The following is a 21,700-nucleotide window of genomic DNA, read 5'->3' as shown; positions in this document are numbered from 1 at the left end:
TCAATAAGTGGCAAAGCCACAATATGCTATGCATGTTGTGGCTTTTTTACGCGTAGAATTAAACTTAAAATATAGGCGAGCACAAAGATGATTGCTTGAATGATTACAATGGAAGGACCTGTATCCGCATCTAAATGATAGCTCATAATTGTGCCTATAATGGATGCAATCACTGAAACGAATACTGCGATGACTAGCATATATTCAAAGCGTTTGGTTAATAAGAATGCTGTAATTCCTGGTGAAATTAACATCGCAATCACTAAGACGATGCCTGCCGCTTGTAAAGTTGTCACGATCGTCAAAGAAAGCATAGAAAGTAATAGGTAATGCAAGAATGTTACAGGTAAACCTACGACTTTTGCTTGTGTTGCATCAAAACAAAATAGAATGAAATCTTTAAGTTTTAATAACAGAATACCACTGATTAATGCACTGATAATAATGGTGAAAATGAACTCATTGTGTGTAATGCCAAGAATGTTACCAAATAGAATGTGTGATAGATGAATGTTGGTTTGTATTTTGGTCACCATAATAATGCCGACAGCAAACATGCCTGAGAATAAAATTCCCATTACAGTATCTTCCTTGATTCTGGAGTTATTTTTGATAAATCCCGTTGCAAATGAGCAGAAAATACCAGAAATGAATGCACCTATAATTAATGGAATGCCGATTAAATAAGCGATGGCAATGCCAGGTAAAACAGCATGGGAAATTGCATCGCCAATGAGCGACCAACCTTTAAGTACCAAAAAGCATGAGAATAATGCACACACAATGGCAATCACAATGGCTGAATATAATGCCCTTCGCATGAGCTCTAATTGGAAAGGTTCTGTGAAGAAGTTTAATAAATCTGACATTATTGCGCACCTTTACGAATTTTCAAACGTGTTGCAATGTAACCATATTTGGGTGCGAAGAAGAAGGCCAATAGGAATAGCCCAGTTTGTAGCGTCACAATCACACCGCCTGTTGCACCATCTAGGAAATAACTTAACCAAGCACCAATAATGCTACTAATGGAGCCAATTGCAATGGAGATCAAAATAATATGCGAAAACTTATCACTCAATAAATATGCTGTGGCTCCAGGTGTGACAACCATTGCGATTACCAAAATCGCACCAACAGTTTGTAATGCGGCGATTGTACAGGCGCTCAACAATGTAAAAAAAATAATTTTTAATCTTAAAGGTGATAAGCCAACGGAGCGAGCATGCACTTCATCGAAGAAAACTGCGAGTAGATCTTTCCAGATAACACAAAGGACAATCAAAGATACTGCGATAATGATATTCACTTGTAAAATATCACTGTCTGCAATGGCTAGAATATTGCCAAATATGATGGATTGAACATCCACAGATGTTGGGTTTAATGAAACAATGAATAAGCCGATTGCAAAGAATGTGGAAAATATGAATCCAATGATGGCATCTTCTTTCAGATGTGTGAAATGACGAATCACAGTAATGGAGAATGCAGCCAATAAACCTGAAAAAAATGCACCGATAGAATAAGGCAGACCTAAAGCATAAGCACCTGCAACGCCTGGTACAACAGAGTGGGATAAAGCATCACCCATTAAAGACCAGCCTTTGAGCATTAAATAAGCGGATAAAAATGCACAAGTACCACCTACTAAACCACTCACCCAGATGGCTTTACGCATGTATTCATAGGTGAATGGCTCCATTAATAATTCCCACATTATGACTCTTCCTTCGGCGCTTGTACGCTGGTTCTTGGTGGTTCTTTTTTATCAACGCCATAGAATACAGCAGGGCGCTCATCATCCGTTAAGACTGTGACGCGGCGTGGATCACTATCATCATGCAGATCATCACCATCAATGTGGATATGGCGCAATACTCCACCAAATGTTTTTTCAAGGTTATGATGGTTGAAGGTTGTCTCTGTTGGGCCAGCAGCGATGATCGTACGATTGATGAAAAGCGTTTGATCACAAAACTCTGGTACAGAGCCTAAGTTGTGTGTGGAAACTAAGATTAAGTGGCCTTCTTCACGCAATTTACGCAGCAGTTCTACAATGGCGTTTTCTGTTTTCACATCCACGCCAGTGAAAGGCTCATCTAATAAAATGATTTTACCTTCTTGTGCCAAAGCGCGTGCTAAGAATACACGTTTTTTCTGACCACCTGATAATTCACCTATTTGACGATGTGCTAAAGCTTCCATATTCACGCGTTTTAAGGATTCTAATACTTTAGTTTTGTCATTAGATGATGGAATTCTTAGAAAATTCATCTTGCCATAACGACCCATCATGACAACATCGGAAACTAAAACGGGGAAGTTCCAATCCACTTCTTCGGTTTGAGGAACATAAGCGACAGTATTTTGCTTCAGTGCAGATTGAACATTGCCACCATTGATTAATACTGATCCTTTAGTGGGCTTGACCATTCCCATAATGCTTTTGAATAGCGTGGATTTGCCTCCGCCATTGACACCCACTAAAGCACAGATTGTTCCGCCATCTAAATGAAAATTAACATCTCTAATGGCCGTATGGCCATTATTGTATGTAACAGTTAAATTCTCTACTGTGAGCGAAAATTTTTGTTGTGAACTCATTGGTTAAAACCTTTGGCAATTGTTTCAACGGTGGTTTGTAAAAGATCAATGTATGTTGGTACTGGACCATTGGGTTCAGATAATGAATCAACATATAAAATGCCACCGTAAATTGCATCTGTCTCTTTACTGATCTGTTTTGCAGGCTTATCAGAAACTGTACTTTCACTAAAGATTACAGGAATGTTGTTGGCACGTACAGTTTCGATTACTTTGCGTACTTGTTGTGGTGTGCCTTGTTGTTCAGCATTGATCGCCCACAAATACAATTCTTTTAGATCATAATCTTTTGCTAAGTAACTAAATGCACCTTCACTTGTCACTAACCAACGTTGATCTTTTGGAATATTGGCCAATCGATCACGCAGTGGTTGATCCAATGCTTCAATTTTCTTTTTATAAGCTGCTGCGTTGGCAGTATAAGTTTCTTTATTATCTGGGTCATATTTAATGAATGCATCACGGATATTGTCAATGTAAATGATGGCATTGCTTGGTGACATCCATGCATGAGGATTTGGCATGCCACTGTATTCACCTTCTACAATTGATAATGGTTGTACGCCATCACTGATGACGACAGAAGGTACATCTTTCATGTTTTCAAAAAAGCGCTCAAACCAATTTTCTAAATTTAAGCCATTCCATAAAATTAAATCGGCGGATTGTGTGCGTAGGATATCTTTGGGTGTTGGCTGGTAGTTATGAATTTCAGCCCCATGTTTTGTGATGGATTCAACGGTTGCTGCATCGCCTGCAACATTTTGTGCCATATCTTGGATAATGGTAAAGGTTGTCACGACTTTTAGTTTGTCTTTAGCATTGGCAATGGAAGAAAATGTCAATATGGATGACAAAATGGTTAAACCGAAAGTTGCAAGATATTTATTTTTAAACATACGGAGAATGGGCCTTTAGATCATGGGAAAAGGTTAGTATAGTAAATATGTAAGATATTGCAAATAAGATTATTATCATTTGATATTAATTCTCACTAATAAGAGGGTTATTGAATGCATAATGATTTAAAAATTAATCATTAGAGAATGGATTTTGAGTATATGATGAGTAAAAAGAAGGTATTGGCATTTGTTTGGATGACTTTATTTTTTAAAAGTTCAGATGCATTAACTTTAGATGATATAAGTAATTTTTTGTTAAATACTGATCTGGCTCAATTGACCCCACAAGAGCTGATTGCTAATAATAATTTTTTCGGTAAATTAGACACTTCTTTAGAGAATGATGAAGAGTTGGTTTTGTCCGTACAGAAAAAGCCTAATAGTTTAGAGGCAGTTTATATAAAACTAGAAGGCCAATGGCTATTGAATGATGTCACTTTCAGTTATTATTCAAATAAGGAAGAAAATTGTATTCGGCAACAAAATGCTTACATAAAACATTTGACTAAAAAGTTAAATAGGGCTACGTTCAATGAGTCAAATGATGGCATGTTTTGGCAGTTGCAGGATCGTAATTGGGGAATTTGGTTAACGGTAAATCGTGCAATTAGTCCATTTACAAATGCAGGTGGTTGTTCTTCTAAAATAATATTAATTTATAGTAATTTAGAAGATCAACAAAACGAAGATGAAGATTTTTAACAATAACAAATTGAAATTCACGGAGATTTTATGTCTTATATCCTTATTTTTAACTGTGGTAGTTCATCGCTCAAATTCTCTTTAATGGATGAAGCAAGTGAACAAGTGGAAATGTCAGGTTTGGCGGAAAGATTGGGTGAGCCAGGTGCTACGATCACAACTTCTTGGAATGGTGAAAAAATCCCCGCTGATTTAGGTAATGGTAGTGGACATAAAGCCGCTGTTGATTATATTTTGGCTTTTTTAAAAGAAAAAGGATACGTGGATCAGATTAAAGCAATTGGTCATCGTGTTGTTCATGGTGGTATTAAGTTTAAAGATTCTGCTTTAATCAACGATGAAGTGGTTGCGCAAATTAGAAAATGTATTCCATATGCACCTATTCATAACCCTGCCAATTTAATTGGTATTGAAGCTGCGATTGCAGCTTGTCCATCTTTACCACAAGTTGCAGTATTTGATACGGCATATCACCAAACAATGCCAGAAACTGCTTATCTTTATGCGATTCCAATGGAATTGTATAGAGAGCATAATATTAGACGTTATGGTTTTCATGGTACGAGCCATCGTTATATTGCAGATAAAACTATTGAAAAATTAGGATTGGATCGTAATAATTCTGCGATCATCAGCGCACATTTGGGTAACGGCTCCTCCGTAACGGCGATTAAAAATGGTGAATCAGTTGATACAACAATGGGATTCACGCCTTTAGAAGGTTTGGTTATGGGTACGCGCGCAGGTGATGTGGATGCGGGTATTGTTAAATTTCTATCATCTAAATTAAATTTAAATGTGGATGAGATCGATACATTATTGAATAGCAAGAGTGGTTTGTTAGGTATTTCAGAATTATCCAATGACTGCCGTACATTATGGGCAGCAGCTGAAGAAGGTCATAAAGGTGCAAAACTTGCTTTAGAAATTATGATTTATCGTTTAGCGAAGAAAATTGTCTCTTTCATTGTGCCATTAGGTCGTTTAGATGCATTAGTGTTCACAGGTGGTATTGGTCAAAATGATGTGATGACGCGTCAAAAAGTGCTAGAGCATTTAGCATTTTTAGGTTTTAAAATGGACGATGCAGCGAATCAAGATACAGTTCGCGGCAAAGAAGGTATCATCGGCGAAAGCCCTACATTTGGTAAAGTTATGGTGCTGTGCACAGATGAAGAATTAATGATTGTAAGAGATACTCTAAAAATCGTTAATGCACTTTAATTTTTAAACCATGGAGAAAAGGATGATTTGATATCATCCTTTTTCGTTCAACATAGGAATTCTCTTAATGAAAACATTATTCGTTAGCCCAATTGGCCAAATTAAAAATCTTTATCCAATTACTTTTGCATTGGTTAAAGCATTAGAAGCCAAAGGTTTGAAAGTTGGTTATATCAAACCAATTAGTCATGCTAATAAAGATACTGCAATGTTGTATAAATATGTTTTTGATGGTGTTGCACCGATATCATTGGATATGGCAGAAGTTGAAAGCTTAATCTTAAAAGATGATTACGACACTATTTTAGAGAAATGTATTGAATTAGTTGTCAAAGCTCAAGCAGATAATGATGTTGTGCTGATTGAAGGGATTGAATTAAATGCTCGCAATCCTTTTACTGAGAAATTAAATTTAGATCTAGCGGCAACTTTCCAGTCAGGATTGATTTTTGCGGGGAATGCTGGTGCAAATACATTCTGTCAAATTGGCGAATATTTGAATTTCTATATTAAGCGTTTTTCAGGTTTGAAAAATTGGCTGGCGGGTTATGTCGCCAATAAGATGGCGGATGCATCTTTATCGGATGAAGAAAATGCATGCCAAGTTTTAACGGATGAGCAAATTGATTGCTTAGGTTTGATCGCAGATAATCAAAGTTTGCGCGATGTTAATGATATTGTTAATTTCATTCAAGGCAGTTTAAAAGTGGACGATATTGTTGCTAAATTGAATGCTGTGGAAGAAAAGCCAATCACAACGCCAGCATTCTTTAAATATCGTTTGATTGAAAAAGCACGCCAAGCGAATCAGCGCATCGTATTACCAGAAGGCGATGAACCAAGAACATTAAAAGCTGCGGTGATTTGTCATGATCGACAGATTGCGCAATGTGTTTTGTTAGGCGAACGTGCAAAAATTGAAGCCGTAGCAGAAGCGCAAGGTTTAACATTGCCAGAATCTATCGAGATCATTGATCCAAAAGATGTGGCAGAACAATATGTACCCACGTTGGTGGAATTGCGTAAACATAAAGGTATGACAGAAGAGATCGCAAAAGAGCAAGTGAAAGATACTGTAATTTTGGGGACTTTGATGTTGGCAAAAGATGATGTTGCAGGATTGGTTTCAGGTGCAGTTCATACGACAGCTGATACAATTCGCCCAGCATTGCAATTATTGGGCACAGCAAAAGGTTCCAATATTGTTTCCAGTATCTTTTTCATGTTGATGCCAGAAGGTGCAAATGTTTACGGCGATTGTGCTGTGAATCCTAATCCAACGCCTGAACAATTGGCAAATATTGCATTGCAATCCGCACAATCTGCAAAGGCATTTGATGTTGAACCACGCGTTGCGATGATCTCTTACTCAACAGGTTCTTCAGGTGCTGGTGCAGATGTGGAAGCTGTAAAACAAGCGACAGAATTGGCGAAAGCGGCTGATCCAAGCTTAATGATTGATGGCCCAATTCAGTTTGATGCAGCTTATGTGCCTTCTGTAGGGAAGCAGAAATTACCGAATAGCCCAGTTGCAGGTCAAGCAACAGTATTTATTTTCCCAGACTTAAATACAGGGAACACAACATACAAAGCAGTGCAGAGAAGTGCGAATTTAATCAGCATTGGACCAGTGCTTCAAGGATTGGCAAAGCCAGTAAATGATCTATCTCGTGGTGCATTAGTTGAAGATATCGTTTACACTATTGCGATTACCGCAGTGCAGGCGGCGCAACAGAAGTAACAGGAGTTTTCTTTGCCAATTATTCGTAAAAGTAAAGTCGTACCTTATTCGGCTAAGCAAATGTTTGATTTAGTTAATGATGTGGAGAAGTATCCAGAATATTTACCTTGGTGTAAAACAGCAAGGATACTTCGCCAAACTGAGAGTGAAATGGATGCCTCTGTTGGTGTTTTGATGGGGCCAGTGAATAAAAGCTTCACCACAAGAAACCAAATGGTGGATGGTGAAATGATTCATATGTCTTTGGTGAATGGGCCTTTCAAAAAATTGCGTGGAGAATGGAAGTTCACGGATATTTCAGAAACTGAATCAAAAATTGAATTTGAACTCGACTTTACTTTATCTATTGGCTTATTGTCCAACATGCTCAATCCAATTTTTGAAAATATGTATGGTTCCATGATCAAAGCTTTTTCTGATCGTGCCAAGGTTGTTTATGGCGAATAATATGATCAAAATTGAATATGTTTTGGCTTTGCCGAATGAGCAATTGCAAGAATATCAAATGATTGAAGAAGGCAGCGCATTGAAAGATGCATTGTCTTCTTTTGCATTGGATGAAAAGGCAAAATCAATGATTGAATCGCCCATTTACGGCATTTTTAATCAATCAGTAGAGTTGGATTATGTTTTGCAAGATGGTGATCGCATAGAAGTTTATCGACCATTACAGATAGATCCGAAAACTGCCCGAACAATTCGAGCAGAACGAAAAAGAAAGCTGCTTAACTCAAAGAAGTAAAGTTCAGTTGGCGCCATCCTTCATAGATTGCGATGGCAACACTATTGGATAGATTCAAACTACGTCCATTTTCTGTCATCGGTAAGCGGCATAATGTTTCATGTGGTTGGCTTTCTAGAAATTCTTTGGGTAAACCACGGGTTTCTGGGCCAAAAATTAAAGCGTCATTATCACTGAATTCAACATCAAAAAAAGAGCGAGTACCTTTAGTTGTCATCGAATATGCATTGTTGGGTTTAATATAATCTAAGCATTCAGCTAAGCTATCCCAAGTTTTGAGATCGGCCCATTCGTGATAATCCAATCCAGCCCTTCTAAGTGCTTTATCTTCAAGTTTAAAACCTAAAGGCTTAATTAAATGTAATTTTGCACCTGTATTTGCACAAAGTCTGATGATATTGCCTGTATTCGGTGGAATTTCAGGCTCAAATAATATTACTGATAGTCGATTCATGATTTACGTTTAGCACAGCCTTTAAATGTTTTTTTGTTAATTTTGACAATGGCAGAATGGGTGAAATCTTTACCTGCAACTGCACAATCTTTTTCCGTTAATTCAATGTTAGCTAATTGATTGGTGGCTTTAAGATATGTTTTATTACCTTTTTCTGAGGATTCCCAGCTCATTACGCGGCCTTCATAGCGACCAGGGAATGATCCATGAAATCGTTGATCATTGATGCTAACGTGCCATTCTGGTCCGCGGCCTTCCATAATCCAGCGAATAGCATCAGGATTAGTGTTAGTTGTTTGGCTAGGTAACGGCCCTGTTTTGCCTGCACAACCTGCCGCAATGATGATTAACGAGGTTAATCCTAAATATTTCAACATTAATAAGCCTCTCAATAAAATAATATAACCATTATTTTTATATTTTATTAATTCATTAAATGCAAATATCTCGCCATGAAGGCGAGATATTTATATAAGATTTAGAATTACTGACCAGAAGTTTTCTTTTGGCGCTCAACTGCTGCTGCAATAAAGCTGACAAACAATGGATGTCCATCACGTGGTGTTGATTTGAATTCAGGGTGAGCCTGACATGCAACAAACCAAGGATGCTCAGGAATTTCAACGATTTCAGCCAACTCTTTGTCTTTTGACCATGCAGAGAATTTCAAGCCTGCTTGCTTCAATACATTCAAGTAATCATTATTGAATTCATAACGATGTCTATGGCGTTCGATCACTTCTTCTTTTTGATAGATTTCGTAAGCTTTAGAATCTTTTTCTAATACACATGTTTGTGCGCCTAAACGCATTGTGCCACCAACGTCTGATTTAGCTGTTCTGCGTTCAGTTTCACCTGCTGCATTTGTGAATTCAGTGATTAAACCAATCACAGGATGAGGAGTATCTGAACGAATTTCAGAGCTGTTTGCGTCTGTTAAGCCAGCAACGTTACGTGCATATTCGATCACAGCAACTTGCATGCCTAAACAAATACCAAAATATGGGATTTTGTGTTCACGAGCATAACGAACAGCATTGATCTTGCCTTCAATACCGCGCTCACCAAATCCACCTGGCACTAATACAGCATCAATATTTTCAAAATATGGTGCTAATTCATCATTTGTTTTTGCATTGTCTAATGTTTCTGAGTCTAAGTAATGGATTTTTACTTTCACAGAGTTTTTAATGCCAGCATGGAACAACGCTTCATTAACTGATTTATAAGCATCTGTTAAGTCGATGTATTTACCGACCATTAGTACATTGACTTGTGATTGTGGTGTTAAGATCTTCTCAACAACTGCATCCCATTCTGTTAAATCAGCTTCAGGTGCAGACAATTTTAAGTAATCCAATACGATGCGATCCAAGCCTTCTTCATGCAATACACGTGGTAATTCATAGATCGTTTTAGCATCTAAACATTGAATCACTGCTTCTTTTTGGACGTTAGTAAAGAGTGCGATTTTGCCTTTTTCATCATCAGGAATAGCAACTTCAGAACGGCAGACTAAAATGTCAGGCTGAATACCAATTGAACGCAATTCTTTCACAGAATGTTGTGTTGGTTTTGTTTTCAATTCACCAGAAGCTTGTAAATAAGGCAATAATGTCAAATGCATGAACAAGGACTGATCACGACCCAATTCTGAACTCAATTGACGAATTGCTTCCAAGAATGGCAATGATTCAATATCACCCACTGTGCCGCCGATCTCGATCAATGCAATGTCTGCATCACCAGCAGCTTGGCGAATACACGTTTTGATTTCATTAGTAATGTGTGGAATAACTTGAACTGTGCCACCTAAGTAGTCACCACGACGTTCGCGTTGGATAACGTTCAAGTAAACACGACCTGCGCTCACGCTATTTTTACGTGTTGCAGTCATGCGAATGAAACGCTCATAGTGACCAAGGTCTAAGTCAGTTTCTGCGCCATCTTCAGTCACATAAACTTCACCATGCTGAAATGGGCTCATTGTGCCTGGATCGACATTAATGTACGGATCCAATTTCATCATAGTTACTTTAAGTTTGCGCGATTCTAAAATAGCGCCAAGTGAAGCTGCGGCAATGCCTTTACCCAGTGATGAAACAACACCACCAGTCACAAAGATAAAACGTGTCATGAATAATTCCTGATTGGGATAAAATGTATATATATCAGGGATTGCATTGTACTATATCGTCCTTGGTTTTGCGATAGAAGATTTCGAGAATTTTCTAAAAGAAAATAAATTAGACAGATTCCGATAAAGATTTATGATGAATCTCAATACCAATTAATCTAAATTCAGTCACTTTTTGCTTTAAATCATGTACAAGACTGCAAAATAGCAGTAAATAGCACATTTATTATAAAATTGCAGACATTAATAATTAATATAAAAGAAACAGGTGCGGGATATGAATCGATTCGTTTTAACTGATCCATTAAGTTGTATTGGTTGCTTAGCATGCGAAACCGCTTGTGTCTTATCTCACAATGATGAGGTTTGGCCAGAGAATAAAGAGAATTTCTTACCACGAGTAACATTATTAGACAATGGTAATGTGCGAACATCTGTGATGTGCCATCAATGTGATGATGCACCTTGTGTTGCTGTTTGTCCAACAGATGCGCTGATATTCAGAGATGATCACGTTAAATTAATTGAAGAAAAATGTATTGGCTGTAAAAACTGTGTGATTGCTTGTCCGTTTGGCGTGATTTCAGTTGTGAATGCTCAAGCTCAAGATGGCTTTCTAAATTATGAAGCGGTTGCCCATAAATGTGATCTATGTGAAGAGAGAAACGATGGCCCTGCGTGTGTGAATGCTTGTCCAACGAATGCCATTCGATATTATGATGAAAGCTTAATTCAACATAATCAGCAACAAAAGCAGTTGCGTACGATGCTTGGGAATCACGGCTATCAAGCGCCGCAACGATCTTCCATCATTGATAACTTAGGTAAAATTCCTAGAAAAGATGCGGATAAAATCGCGATCGAAGAACGTAAAACAGGCTTTGATGAAATTTATATCGGTTTTAATCAATGCGATGTTGAAAAGCAAGGCGAGCGCTGTATCACTTGTGGCGATCATGCTTATTGCGAATGGACTTGCCCAGTGCATAATCAAATTCCTCATTGGATCACATTAGCGAAAGAAGGCAAAATTTTAGAAGCAGTTGAATTGTGCCATCAATACAGTTCATTGCCTGAAATTTGTGGCCGAGTTTGCCCACAAGATCGCTTATGTGAAGGTGCTTGTACTTTAGATCGTAGAGATTTAGGTGCGGTTACGATTGGCAACATTGAAAAATATATTACCGATACTGCTTTTGAAATGGGTTGGAAGCCAGATTTATCGAACGTGATTGCAACAGGCAAGCGCGTAGCAATCATTGGTGCAGGGCCAGCAGGTTTAGGTTGTGCGGATGTGCTCACTAAAAATGGCATTAAAGCTGTTGTGTTTGATCGCCATCCTGAAATTGGTGGGATGCTCACTTTTGGCATTCCATCTTTTAAATTGGATAAAAATATCCTTGTCCATCGTCGTGAACTGTTCACAGAAATGGGTATTGAGTTTCATTTAAATACAGAGATTGGCAAAGATATCTCTTTTGATGATTTGATGCGTGATTATGATGCAGTATTCGTGGGGGTTGGCGCTTATCAATATACAAGAGCAGGGCTAGAGAATGAAAATGCGGATGATGTTTATGATGCATTGCCATTTTTAACTGCCAACACGAAGCATGTGATGGATTTAGCGCAGCTAGAAAAAGAGCCTTATGTAAATACGGAAGGCAAGAAAGTTGTGGTTTTAGGCGGTGGTGATACTGCGATGGATTGCGTACGGACATCCATTCGGCAAGGTGCAGAAGTTGTGACTTGTGCTTATCGTCGGGATGAAGCCAATATGCCAGGCTCTAAAAAAGAAGTGAAAAATGCGAAAGAAGAAGGCGTTGAATTCTTATTCAATGTTCAGCCATTAAGAATCATTCTGGATGATGATGGTAAAGTTTCAGGCATTGAAATGGTGAAAACAGAATTAGGTGCACCTGATGCTTCGGGGCGTAGACGACCACAAAAAATTGCAGGTTCAGAATTCATTTTAGATGCTGATATTATCTTGCAAGCCTTTGGTTTCAGCTCTCATGCGATGCCTTGGTTATCATCTTATCATGTGAATTTGGATAAATGGGGCGGCATTGATGCAGCACGTGGCGAAGGTAAATTCTGTCAAACGAGCAATGCTAAAATTTTCGCAGGTGGTGATGTTGTGCGCGGTGCGGATCTAGTTGTGACAGCAATGTCAGATGGTAGAAGAGCAGCTGAAGGCATCATTAAATATCTAAAAGTAGAACCAATTTTCCCGCCGCAATTTGTGGCAAGAGAGTTGCGCCATGAATAAATTCATTACAGTGAATGCAGAGCGCTGCATCGGTTGTAGGACTTGCGAGATTGCCTGTGCTGTTGCTCATTCTGAAATTAAACTGCAAACTTTATTGCCGAAAGAGACATTTTCACCGCGTTTAAAAGTGGTTCGTGGTGCAAAAATCACGCTGCCTGTATTATGTCGCCAATGTGAAAATGCACCCTGCGCGGAAGTTTGCCCAACATTGGCAATCTCAAGGCAAGATGATGCTGTCATTGTGGATCAATCACTCTGCATTGGCTGTAAAAACTGTGCGATTGCTTGCCCATTTGGCGCAATGACGGTGATTACACAAGAGGATAGCCAAGCGCTGAAATGCGATTTATGCCATGAAGTTGCAACTGGGCCAGCTTGCGTAAGAGTTTGTCCAACGCATGCGCTAACAATCATGGATGCTAAATCACTGGATGAAATTATTAAAGAAAAACGGGAAGCAACGGCTGCTAAAAGCTTAGTGAGCTTAACTCAATAAAATTGGGGAAAAATATTATGGAAAAAGTTTTAACAGTCTGCCCTTATTGTGCATCAGGTTGTAAGCTCTATTTAATGGTGGAAGATGGCAAAGTTGTGGGTGCAGAAGGCGCGAATGGATATACGAATCAAGGGGAATTATGTTTAAAAGGTTATTATGGCTGGGATTTTATCAATGATACGAAAATCCTAACGCCACGTTTAACAACGCCAATGATGCGAAAAAATCGCAATGAACCATTACAGCCAGTTTCTTGGGCAGAAGCCATTGAGTTTGCTTCTGAAAAATTGATGGGTATTAAAGAAAAACATGGCTCGGATAGCATTTATTTGACAGGTTCATCCCGCGGGCCAGGCAATGAAGTCAATTACTTAATGCAAAAATTTGCTCGTGCAGTAGTGGGGACGAATAATATAGATTGTTGTGCTCGGGTGTGACATGCACCATCTGTTGCAGGTCTGCAACAAACTGTAGGAAACGGCGCAATGAGCAACTCAATCAATGAGATTGAGGATGTGGATTGTCTATTAGTTTTTGGTTATAACGCCGCAGATTCTCATCCGATCATTGCGCGCCGTGTGATCAAAGCGAAAGAAAAGGGCGCGAAGATCATTGTATGTGATCCTCGTTATATTGAAACAGCGCGTATTGCGGATTTATGGTTGCCATTGAAAAATGGCACGAATGTCGCGCTACTCAATGCATTTGTCCATGTGATCATTGAAGAAAAGCTCTATAAAGCCAATTATGTGAACCAATTCACGGAAGGCTTTGATGCCATGAAGCAAACGGTTCAGCAATATACGCCAGAATATTCTGAAACGATTACGGGGATTCCTGCGCAAAAGATCAGAGAAGCTGCACGTATGTATGCTAAATCATCAGGTGCGTTGATTATGTGGGGAATGGGCGTGACACAGTGGAATCAAGGTGTGGATGCGGTTAAAACATTGGCAAGTTTAGCCTTATTAACGGGAAATCTTGGGCGACCCAATGTCGGAATTTCCCCTGTGCGCGGGCAAAATAATGTGCAAGGTGCTTGTGATATGGGCGCTTTGCCAAACCAATTCCCAGGTTATCAGCCTGTGACAGATGATAATATCCGTGCAAAATTTGAGAAAGCTTGGAATGTGGAATCTTTACCGAATAAAGTTGGCGAGTTTTTAAGTGAAGTGCCACATTTAGTGGTGCATGAAGATAAGATCAAAGCCTTTTATGTGATGGGTGAAGATCCAATGCAAACGGAAGCTGATTTATCCATGGTTCAGCAATCCTTTGAGCAATTAGAATTTGTGATTGTGCAGGATATCTTTATGACGAAAACAGCATTGATGGCGGATGTTGTATTTCCTGCAACTTCTTGGGGCGAACATGAGGGCGTTTATACCGCTGCTGATCGTGGCTTTCAGCATTTTAATAAAGCCGTAGAGCCAAAAGGCGATGTCAAAACTGATTGGCAGATCATTAGTTTGATGTCGAACGCGATGGGCTATCCGATGGATTATGCCAATACCAAAGAAATTTGGGATGAAATGCGTGCATTGTGCCCATCATTTTCTGGCGTGACTTATGAAAAATTAGAAGGCTTAGGACATGTTCAATGGCCTTGTCCTGATGAAAATCACGAAGGTACAGAATGGCTCTATAAAGATAATCTGTTCTCAACGCCATCGAAAAAAGGGCAGTTATATGCCACAGAATGGCGATCGCCATTAGAGAAAACAGATCAAGAATATCCATTCATATTATCAACCGTGCGTGAAGTTGGGCATTATTCTTGCCGATCTATGACGGGCAATTGCAGTGCTTTGCAAACATTGGCAGATGAGCCAGGATTTGTGCAGATTCATCCTGAAGATGCCATAAAAATGGGCATTAAAGATCAAGATTTGGTATGGATTGCATCGCGCCGTGGGCAAGTGATGACGCGCGCTAATTTTAATGAGCGAGTGAATAAAGGCGCAGTTTATATGACGTATCAATGGTGGATTGGTGCATGTAATAAACTCACATTGGATGTGGGTGATCCCATCACCAAAACACCTGAATATAAGCATTGTGCGGTGAAGTTGGAAGTGATTGATGATCAAACTTGGGCAGAGAATTATGTGCAGGAAACTTATGTGCAGATTAAGGAATCGTTGAATCATGCTGTTAGATAATATGAGATTATAGTATTATGAATAGCCTAATAATTATATAAATCAAAAGGATAAATATAGAATGAGAAAAAGTATTCTTCTAACATTAGCAGTGATTCTATCTTTGGGTAGCAATGCCAATGCAAAAGATGAAAAAGAACTGTATAGAGATCTTAATCTTGTGAGTGACATTTATGCTATTCGTTACAACATGGAAGAGCGTTTTTATAAAGCATTATATTTTGATGATGTGGTTGATTTTAATAATTATCGTTCGGCAATAGAATCTTTATCGACAAGGCTTAATCAATATTCCAATGCTGTAGTTGGTCAAAAATATTTTCAATATTGTTCATATGTTGGTGAAGAAGTTTTAAAAGAGTGGCAAATGCGAAATGAATTACTTAAGACGGAAATTACAAAAGATTCAATGCGTGGTTTGATTAAGCAAAAATCAGTAGTGGATAAATATACGATGTATTGTTTGAATAATATTATTGGATCAATGTAATAATCATCTAGATAGATTAAACGATAAGTTTTAGTGCTTTTAAGCTATAATCCCTCCATTTGGTTGGATAATAACATGGAAAAAGTCTCCATCGTTGGCTTGGGCTGGGTTGGTTTGCCATTGGCAGAGAAATTGCAAAAAGATGGTTATGATGTGCAAGGCTCAAAGGCATCAACAGAAGGTGTTGAAGAAGTCAAAGCATTGGGTTTGAATTGTCAGTTGTTGAACACAACTTTGGATTTATCATTAAGAAATCCAAACATTAAAGCGCTATTCAGTTGTGATACTTTGGTGATCACATTGCCACCAAATGGCCATCATGGTTTGAAAAAATATGCATCCATCGTGGCTGCTTTAGCAAAAACTGCTGAATATTGCGGTACAAAGCGCATTGTGTTCACAAGCTCGATCTCTGTATATGGCAAGCAAGCCAACATCGTAACAGAGCAATCCTATTGCGAACCTATCAATGATTCAGGTGATGCAGTTCTAGCAGCAGAAGAAGCATTATTAGCAGCGGTTAAAATTCCTGTAGCGATTGTGCGTTTGGGTGGATTATTTGGTGATGATCGCTTACCACAAAATTGGATGCAGAAGAAAACGCATTTTGACCATCCAAATCATAGTATTAATATGGTTCATCGTGTGGATGCTGTGAATGCAATTGCGGCGATCATTGCGGGCGATTGGACTGAAAAGCAGATTTATAATGTGGTTGTGGCAATGCATCCAACGCGTTATGAATATTATAATAAAGTGGCGGTGGATCATCGCTTGCCATTACCAATTTTTGATGAGGCTGAACTCGCACGCCCAACGCGTGCATCGTATGTGGATGGCAGTAAAATCACACGTGATTTCCCATTCCAATATCAAGGTTCAATTTACGAAGTTTAATTAAATCGGGCTTGTAATAAAAATAATCCTCGCATAGCGAGGATTTTTGATTTTGATGTGCGAAAAATTGATTATTGCAGTGCTTGAAGTATATCAGCTTTAATGTCTTCTAGCTCTTCTAAGCCAACAGACATACGAATCAATGTATCTTCAATGCCGATCACTTTACGCATTTCTGCTGTGAATGTGCCATAAATTGTAGAAGCAGGATGAATGATCAAGCTATTGTTATCAAACAAGTTTGTTGCGCGTTTGATGAGTTGCAGTTTATCCATAAAGGCAAAGCAAGTGGCTTGATCTTTTAAGTCAAATGTCAGCATTGCACCAGGATGATCTTTAAACATTTCATCTGATAGCTTTTTGTAAGGTGAGCTATCTAATTGTGTGTAAGAAACTTTTACAATTTGAGGTAAAGTTTCTAAGAATTTTGCCAATTCATAAGCATTTTTGCTCATTTTTTCATAACGCAATGTTAATGTTTCTAAGCCTAATGATTGGAAAAATGCTGTATCAGGATCCATGTTTGCACCAAAATTACGGGCAATTTCACGTTTAATCTTAAACATAAATGCAGAAAATGGTGCTTGTGGCGTAACTTTTTTTAAGCGAGGATGTTTAGACCAATCAAATGAACCATAATCAACAATTGCACCGCCCAAACTTGTTGCACCACCTGAAATGTATTTTGTGGTGGAAACCACTTCAATATCTACGCCAAATTTTTTCGCATCAAATCCGCACCAAGGAATCACCGTTGTATCGACAATCATTGGTACATTATGCTTTTTCAAAATGGGTGAAATTTTGGCTAAATCTGCAATTTCTAAATGGGGATTCGTGATCACTTCACAAAAGAAAGCGCAGGTATTTTCATCAATGGCATTTTCAATAGCAACTAGGTCATCTGTATCCACAAAGCGAACTTCTACACCAAATTCAGCTAATGTGAATTGGAAAAATGCAAAGGTATTACCGAATAAATGTGGTGAAGTCACAATATTACTGCCAGCATAAGCGAGGGCCATGAATGTATTAGAAATTGCCCCCATGCCAGAGCTGAACAGCATGACTTGATCGCCACCAGAAATGGCTTTGATCTTTTTCTCTAAACTTTCAACGGTGGGATTGCTGATGCGCGAATAAGTGTGGGAAGGAATCATCTCTTTGTTTTGGAAAGCATCTGCAATGGCTTGAGAGCTTGGAAACTCATAAGCTGCTGTACGATAAATCGGCGTATTGATCGCACCATGAACATCTTTTAGGCTTTTATCTGTTGATAAAAGCTGACTGTTGAAACCTTTACACTGTGAATCCGCCATTTTAATCCCACCTGATATTTTTATAAGATTGATGAATATAGCAATATCTTGCAGGAAGTTTAAGTACTAATTGAAAATCATTTGTAGTGCATTGATGAGGGATTCATTGGCTTCTTTTTTTGTGTTGCAATGCGGAAATAATAGGGCGTTAATCCTTCAAAGTTAGCACAATCACGAATTAATATTCCATGTTCTTCGCCCAATATTTTCTTGAGTTCAGAGGCTGTCATTATTTCATTTTGAATATGTACTAAAAAGAAATGGGTTTCTGTGGGTAATGCAGATAGCATTGGGATTTGATTAATAACATCACGTAAACCTTGAGTTTCATTCAATAAGTCAGCTAAAGGCACAGCAAATTTATCTTTGTACTTTATGAGAAATTTACCTGCTTCAATGGCTAATTGGTTCACTGACCAAGGCATTGCGTAATGGCTGATTTTTTGAATTAAAGCTTCGGATGCTGAGAAATAACCTAAGCGTAAACCAGGAATGGCAAAGCATTTGGTCAATGAATGCAATGTAATGACATTGGGTAGATCTTGATAGGGAAATACAGAGCTTCTTGAGCATTGAATGAAAGCTAAATAGGATTCATCCACCACAAAAGTTGTTTGTGGGCATTTTTTAAACAATGCAATCAGAGTTTTATTATCTAAATAAGTGCCTGTCGGATTGTTGGGATTGCATAACCAACAGAGTTCGCTATCACCTTTAAAATCATCAATATTATAAATATATTGAATGGCTATATTATGAATGCGAGAAGCATCCGCATATTCGCTAAATGTAGGTGCAAGAATGGTTGCTCGTTGATTTTGGAAGGCTTGTGCGATGAGATAAATGGCTTCGATTGCGCCGTTGGTGACCCAAAGTTTCTGCTCTGGAATTTGATAGGTTTCTGATAGTAATTGCTTTAATGATGCAGCATCAGGTTCAGGATAACGCGTGATTAAATGCAATTGATCAGCTAAATATTGTTGTAAAGCAGGAATCGCTGGTGATTGATAAACATTGCTACTGAAATTAATCTCTATGTGATTAAAATTAAAATAATCATCACCATGGCCTCTGATCATTGAACATCCTTTAAAATATGAATTGAACCGCTAAAAAAATGAGCGTGAATGAGACTAAAGCAATGGCACAAGCACCATAGATTAAATGATTAGTTTGCTTAATATGTTCAATTTGAACAGGATTAATATCATCACCAATGGTTGGTTTATCAACATAAATGCCATGGTAATAATTGCCACCGCCCAATTGAATGTTCAAAGCGCCTGCAACAGTTGCTTCTGACCAAGCGCTGTTGGGGCTTTTGTGTTGGTAGCAATCGCGCCTACCAATTTTCCAAGCATTTTTGTAATCCAATTTTAATAATAATGCACTCGCTGTGATGAATAATAAACTTAATCGCGCAGGGATATAATTGGCAATGTCATCTAGTTTCGCAGAACACCAACCAATGGCTTTGTAATGACTGTTTTGGTAGCCAACCATTGAATCTAATGTATTGATGGCTTTATAGGCCGCCATTAATGGTACGCCGCCGATGAATAAAAAAAAGAGCGGGGCAATCACGCCATCCACACTATTTTCTGCAACGGTTTCTACGGTCGCTTTAGTGACTTGCTGTTTATCCAATTGCGCTGTATCTCTGCCTACAATCATGGCGAGCTTTTTGCGTGTTTGTGCAATTGGCTCATTTTTTAATGAATAATAAATGCCATTGGCAGCATCCACTAAAGATTGCAGTGCTAAAAATGAATAAATTAGAAAAATGGCTATGAATGTTGAAAGTAGTTCACTGATTTGTGCGCTAATGGAAAGAGCTAAATAGGTTATCACATAAGTGGAGATAACGACGGATGTCGTTAAGAAAATGCCTGCGGTTTTTAAGGCTTTATCACCAGAATAACGCTGACGTAATTTTTCTTCTACGAATGTGATGACATTGCCAATAATGCGGACAGGGTGATAACGATAATTAGGATCTCCCCAAAATAGATCGGTAATAGCAGCTAGCCAAATTGTCAATAAACTCATCATTTCACCATCAGAAAATGTATTCGTTGTTATATCTCTTAACAATAGCATTATTGTGTCTTTTCGAGAAGAGTATGAAAAAATAATAAAAAAACGTTGCTTTTTTGTTTATTAATAATACAATGTTTAATTATTAATTGGTCATTGTTTATTTTTAGGTGATGTATGAAAACGATCTGTAGAAATTTATTGATTACGTTAGCAGCACTTTTTGTTTTTGGTTTGGTGACAGGGCAATTATATGAATTAGATAAACTTTTAGTGAATCATGTGCATTCAGAAAAAGTTGTTGTATATCATGAGCCTATTTCTACTTATAACTTAGGGCGTTAGTATGGATGGTATTAGAGTGTTCAGAATGCGAAAGGCAAGGGAATTTGTGGAGATTATCAGCCATTAATATATATTTAGACTCTTCTTCGTACGAATCAAAGACCAATAAAGTAATCACTATTATCAAAAGTGATAACATGATTTTGTCTGGCAGAGTTAAATATTTAAATATATTCATTTCACTAGCTTACAGTAAGTAAAGTAATGTTATTATAAATCTAAATATGAAAGAATAGTAATAAAAATGCTAAATTAACACTGCGATTGATCTAATTGAATGAACTCTTTTTCTAAATGATCTAAAAAGCTACGAATGGCAGGAATTACACCGCGACGAGAAGGATAAACTGCATGAACAATTTCATCTTCAAAGCGCCAGTCAGGTAATAATCTGATCAATTGTCCTGTTTTAATTTCATCATGAACCACCATTAACGGGATCTTTGCAATGCCAATGCCATTGATTGCACCTTGTTTGAGTAAAGCGAGGTCGGTCGTCATAAATTTAGGGTTGAAAGGTATAATTGTCGTATTGTTATGCGAATCAATAAACTCCCAGATATTACGATCTTTATATTGACTGTGTGCCATGGAAGGATAGATATAAAGATCTTTTGGATCTTGAACATTTCCGAGAGATTGAATAAGCTCAGGGCTCGCAACTAGTGCTTGTTCTCGTACACTTAAGCGTTTCATCACATATTCACTATCTTCAAATGGAGGCTTTAATACGCGTAACGCGATATCAACACCCTCATGTACCAAATCCACACGGCGATTGGTCGCATCCACGATCATATCCACTTCAGGATTTTCTTTTAAGAAGCTAGTGATCATATGCTGAACAGACATATGAAGTAGAGTAATTGGGCAAGTAATACGAATCAATCCTCGTGGTTTTGTTTGAGCTTCCATTATAGATGCTTGGGCTATCTCAGCTTTATCCAGCATTGCTTGACAATGTGTATAATAAGTTTGTCCGATGTCAGTGACAGAAAAATGTCGAGTTGTGCGGTGAATTAAACGTACGCCTAACTCTTCTTCTAGTGCAGCTAAATGTCGACTGAGTTTAGATTTAGGAATGCGTAGGTGTTTGCTTGCTTCACTGATGCCGCCATATTCAACAATCTTAGCAAAATAATAGAGTTGATTGAGATCCACCATACGCATATA

The 21,700-nt window shown here is 38.2% G+C and carries 22 protein-coding genes; 11 read left to right on the top strand and 11 right to left on the bottom strand.

Translation table 11 applies throughout. The annotated features are described in order from the left end of the window. Window positions 1–26: 26 nt before the first annotated feature. Genes ACA100_RS09700 through ACA100_RS09685 form a run of 4 tightly spaced genes read right to left on the bottom strand, consistent with a single transcriptional unit; the run spans window position 27 to window position 3,506 of the window. The gene (locus ACA100_RS09700) at window positions 27–869 is read right to left on the bottom strand and encodes a metal ABC transporter permease (protein ID WP_481077511.1); all 843 of its coding nucleotides are present in this window, start codon (window positions 867–869) and stop codon (window positions 27–29) included. Further along, on the bottom strand, window positions 869–1,720 hold the full coding sequence (locus ACA100_RS09695; RefSeq protein WP_481077510.1) for a metal ABC transporter permease: 852 nt from the start codon (window positions 1,718–1,720) through the stop codon (window positions 869–871). The genes ACA100_RS09700 and ACA100_RS09695 overlap by 1 nt, the downstream gene beginning before the upstream one ends. Then, on the bottom strand, window positions 1,720–2,607 hold the full coding sequence (locus ACA100_RS09690; protein WP_481077509.1) for a manganese/iron ABC transporter ATP-binding protein: 888 nt from the start codon (window positions 2,605–2,607) through the stop codon (window positions 1,720–1,722). The genes ACA100_RS09695 and ACA100_RS09690 overlap by 1 nt, the downstream gene beginning before the upstream one ends. Continuing rightward, the gene (locus ACA100_RS09685; protein WP_481077508.1) at window positions 2,604–3,506 is read right to left on the bottom strand and encodes a metal ABC transporter substrate-binding protein; all 903 of its coding nucleotides are present in this window, start codon (window positions 3,504–3,506) and stop codon (window positions 2,604–2,606) included. Before ACA100_RS09685 ends, ACA100_RS09690 begins: the two co-directional genes overlap by 4 nt. Window positions 3,507–3,668: 162 nt before the next feature. Between ACA100_RS09685 and ACA100_RS09680 the strand changes: the two genes are divergently transcribed. From ACA100_RS09680 to ACA100_RS09660, 5 genes are all read left to right on the top strand, one after another. Continuing rightward, window positions 3,669–4,211, top strand: coding sequence for a hypothetical protein (locus ACA100_RS09680; RefSeq protein WP_481077507.1), 543 nt, complete (start codon window positions 3,669–3,671; stop codon window positions 4,209–4,211). 30 nt (window positions 4,212–4,241) lie between these two features. After that, window positions 4,242–5,435 carry an acetate/propionate family kinase gene (locus ACA100_RS09675; protein ID WP_481077506.1) on the top strand — a complete coding sequence of 398 codons (1,194 nt, stop codon included), beginning with the start codon at window positions 4,242–4,244 and terminating at the stop codon, window positions 5,433–5,435. A 67-nt stretch (window positions 5,436–5,502) separates the two neighbouring features. Continuing rightward, on the top strand, window positions 5,503–7,176 hold the full coding sequence (pta, locus tag ACA100_RS09670) for a phosphate acetyltransferase (protein WP_481077505.1): 1,674 nt from the start codon (window positions 5,503–5,505) through the stop codon (window positions 7,174–7,176). 12 nt (window positions 7,177–7,188) lie between these two features. Further along, on the top strand, window positions 7,189–7,623 hold the full coding sequence (locus tag ACA100_RS09665) for a type II toxin-antitoxin system RatA family toxin (RefSeq protein ID WP_481077504.1): 435 nt from the start codon (window positions 7,189–7,191) through the stop codon (window positions 7,621–7,623). Window position 7,624: 1 nt separating this feature from the next. Then, complete coding sequence (locus ACA100_RS09660) at window positions 7,625–7,918, top strand: RnfH family protein (RefSeq protein WP_481077503.1); 294 nt, start codon at window positions 7,625–7,627, stop codon at window positions 7,916–7,918. On the opposite strand, the gene trmL is transcribed toward ACA100_RS09660, so the two are convergent. The 3 genes from trmL to ACA100_RS09645 form a co-directional block, all read right to left on the bottom strand. After that, complete coding sequence (trmL, locus tag ACA100_RS09655) at window positions 7,902–8,372, bottom strand: tRNA (uridine(34)/cytosine(34)/5-carboxymethylaminomethyluridine(34)-2'-O)-methyltransferase TrmL (RefSeq protein ID WP_481077502.1); 471 nt, start codon at window positions 8,370–8,372, stop codon at window positions 7,902–7,904. The genes ACA100_RS09660 and trmL overlap by 17 nt on opposite strands. Then, the gene (locus ACA100_RS09650; protein ID WP_481077501.1) at window positions 8,369–8,749 is read right to left on the bottom strand and encodes a hypothetical protein; all 381 of its coding nucleotides are present in this window, start codon (window positions 8,747–8,749) and stop codon (window positions 8,369–8,371) included. The genes trmL and ACA100_RS09650 overlap by 4 nt, the downstream gene beginning before the upstream one ends. A 107-nt stretch (window positions 8,750–8,856) precedes the next feature. Continuing rightward, entirely contained in the window at window positions 8,857–10,509 is a 1,653-nt protein-coding gene (locus tag ACA100_RS09645; RefSeq protein WP_481077500.1) for a CTP synthase, read from the bottom strand. A gap of 277 nt (window positions 10,510–10,786) precedes the next feature. On the opposite strand from ACA100_RS09645, the gene aegA reads away from it, so the two are divergent. The 5 genes from aegA to ACA100_RS09620 all read left to right on the top strand — a co-directional run bounded on the left by aegA (window position 10,787) and on the right by ACA100_RS09620 (window position 16,826). Beyond that, entirely contained in the window at window positions 10,787–12,781 is a 1,995-nt protein-coding gene (aegA, locus tag ACA100_RS09640; protein WP_481077499.1) for a formate-dependent uric acid utilization protein AegA, read from the top strand. After that, complete coding sequence (locus tag ACA100_RS09635; RefSeq protein ID WP_481077498.1) at window positions 12,774–13,277, top strand: 4Fe-4S dicluster domain-containing protein; 504 nt, start codon at window positions 12,774–12,776, stop codon at window positions 13,275–13,277. The genes aegA and ACA100_RS09635 overlap by 8 nt, the downstream gene beginning before the upstream one ends. Window positions 13,278–13,294: 17 nt before the next feature. Then, window positions 13,295–15,439, top strand: a complete 2,145-nt coding sequence (gene fdhF, locus ACA100_RS09630) for a formate dehydrogenase subunit alpha (RefSeq protein WP_481077497.1) — start codon at window positions 13,295–13,297, stop codon at window positions 15,437–15,439. A gap of 61 nt (window positions 15,440–15,500) precedes the next feature. Beyond that, entirely contained in the window at window positions 15,501–15,929 is a 429-nt protein-coding gene (locus ACA100_RS09625; protein ID WP_481077496.1) for a hypothetical protein, read from the top strand. Window positions 15,930–16,004: 75 nt separating this feature from the next. Next, window positions 16,005–16,826, top strand: coding sequence for an NAD-dependent epimerase/dehydratase family protein (locus ACA100_RS09620; protein WP_481077495.1), 822 nt, complete (start codon window positions 16,005–16,007; stop codon window positions 16,824–16,826). 71 nt (window positions 16,827–16,897) lie between these two features. On the opposite strand, the gene ACA100_RS09615 is transcribed toward ACA100_RS09620, so the two are convergent. From ACA100_RS09615 to cbiB, 3 genes are all read right to left on the bottom strand, one after another. Beyond that, window positions 16,898–18,145, bottom strand: a complete 1,248-nt coding sequence (locus tag ACA100_RS09615; protein ID WP_481077494.1) for an aminotransferase class I/II-fold pyridoxal phosphate-dependent enzyme — start codon at window positions 18,143–18,145, stop codon at window positions 16,898–16,900. A gap of 77 nt (window positions 18,146–18,222) precedes the next feature. Then, on the bottom strand, window positions 18,223–19,224 hold the full coding sequence (locus ACA100_RS09610; protein ID WP_481077493.1) for an aminotransferase class I/II-fold pyridoxal phosphate-dependent enzyme: 1,002 nt from the start codon (window positions 19,222–19,224) through the stop codon (window positions 18,223–18,225). A gap of 10 nt (window positions 19,225–19,234) precedes the next feature. Then, the gene (cbiB, locus tag ACA100_RS09605; protein ID WP_481077492.1) at window positions 19,235–20,245 is read right to left on the bottom strand and encodes an adenosylcobinamide-phosphate synthase CbiB; all 1,011 of its coding nucleotides are present in this window, start codon (window positions 20,243–20,245) and stop codon (window positions 19,235–19,237) included. Between the two features lie 114 nt (window positions 20,246–20,359). On the opposite strand from cbiB, the gene ACA100_RS09600 reads away from it, so the two are divergent. Then, window positions 20,360–20,527: a hypothetical protein gene (locus tag ACA100_RS09600; protein WP_481077491.1), complete on the top strand. Its 168-nt coding sequence runs from the start codon at window positions 20,360–20,362 to the stop codon at window positions 20,525–20,527. A gap of 252 nt (window positions 20,528–20,779) precedes the next feature. Here the strand turns inward: ACA100_RS09600 and ACA100_RS09595 are convergent, their stop codons facing one another. Next, window positions 20,780–21,697: a LysR substrate-binding domain-containing protein gene (locus tag ACA100_RS09595; RefSeq protein ID WP_481077490.1), complete on the bottom strand. Its 918-nt coding sequence runs from the start codon at window positions 21,695–21,697 to the stop codon at window positions 20,780–20,782. Window positions 21,698–21,700: the final 3 nt, after the last annotated feature.

Source organism: Wohlfahrtiimonas sp. XWW7 (assembly GCF_056716055.1).
Note: the sequence above shows the minus strand (reverse complement) of the source record. Positions and strands in the feature narration are given on the sequence as shown.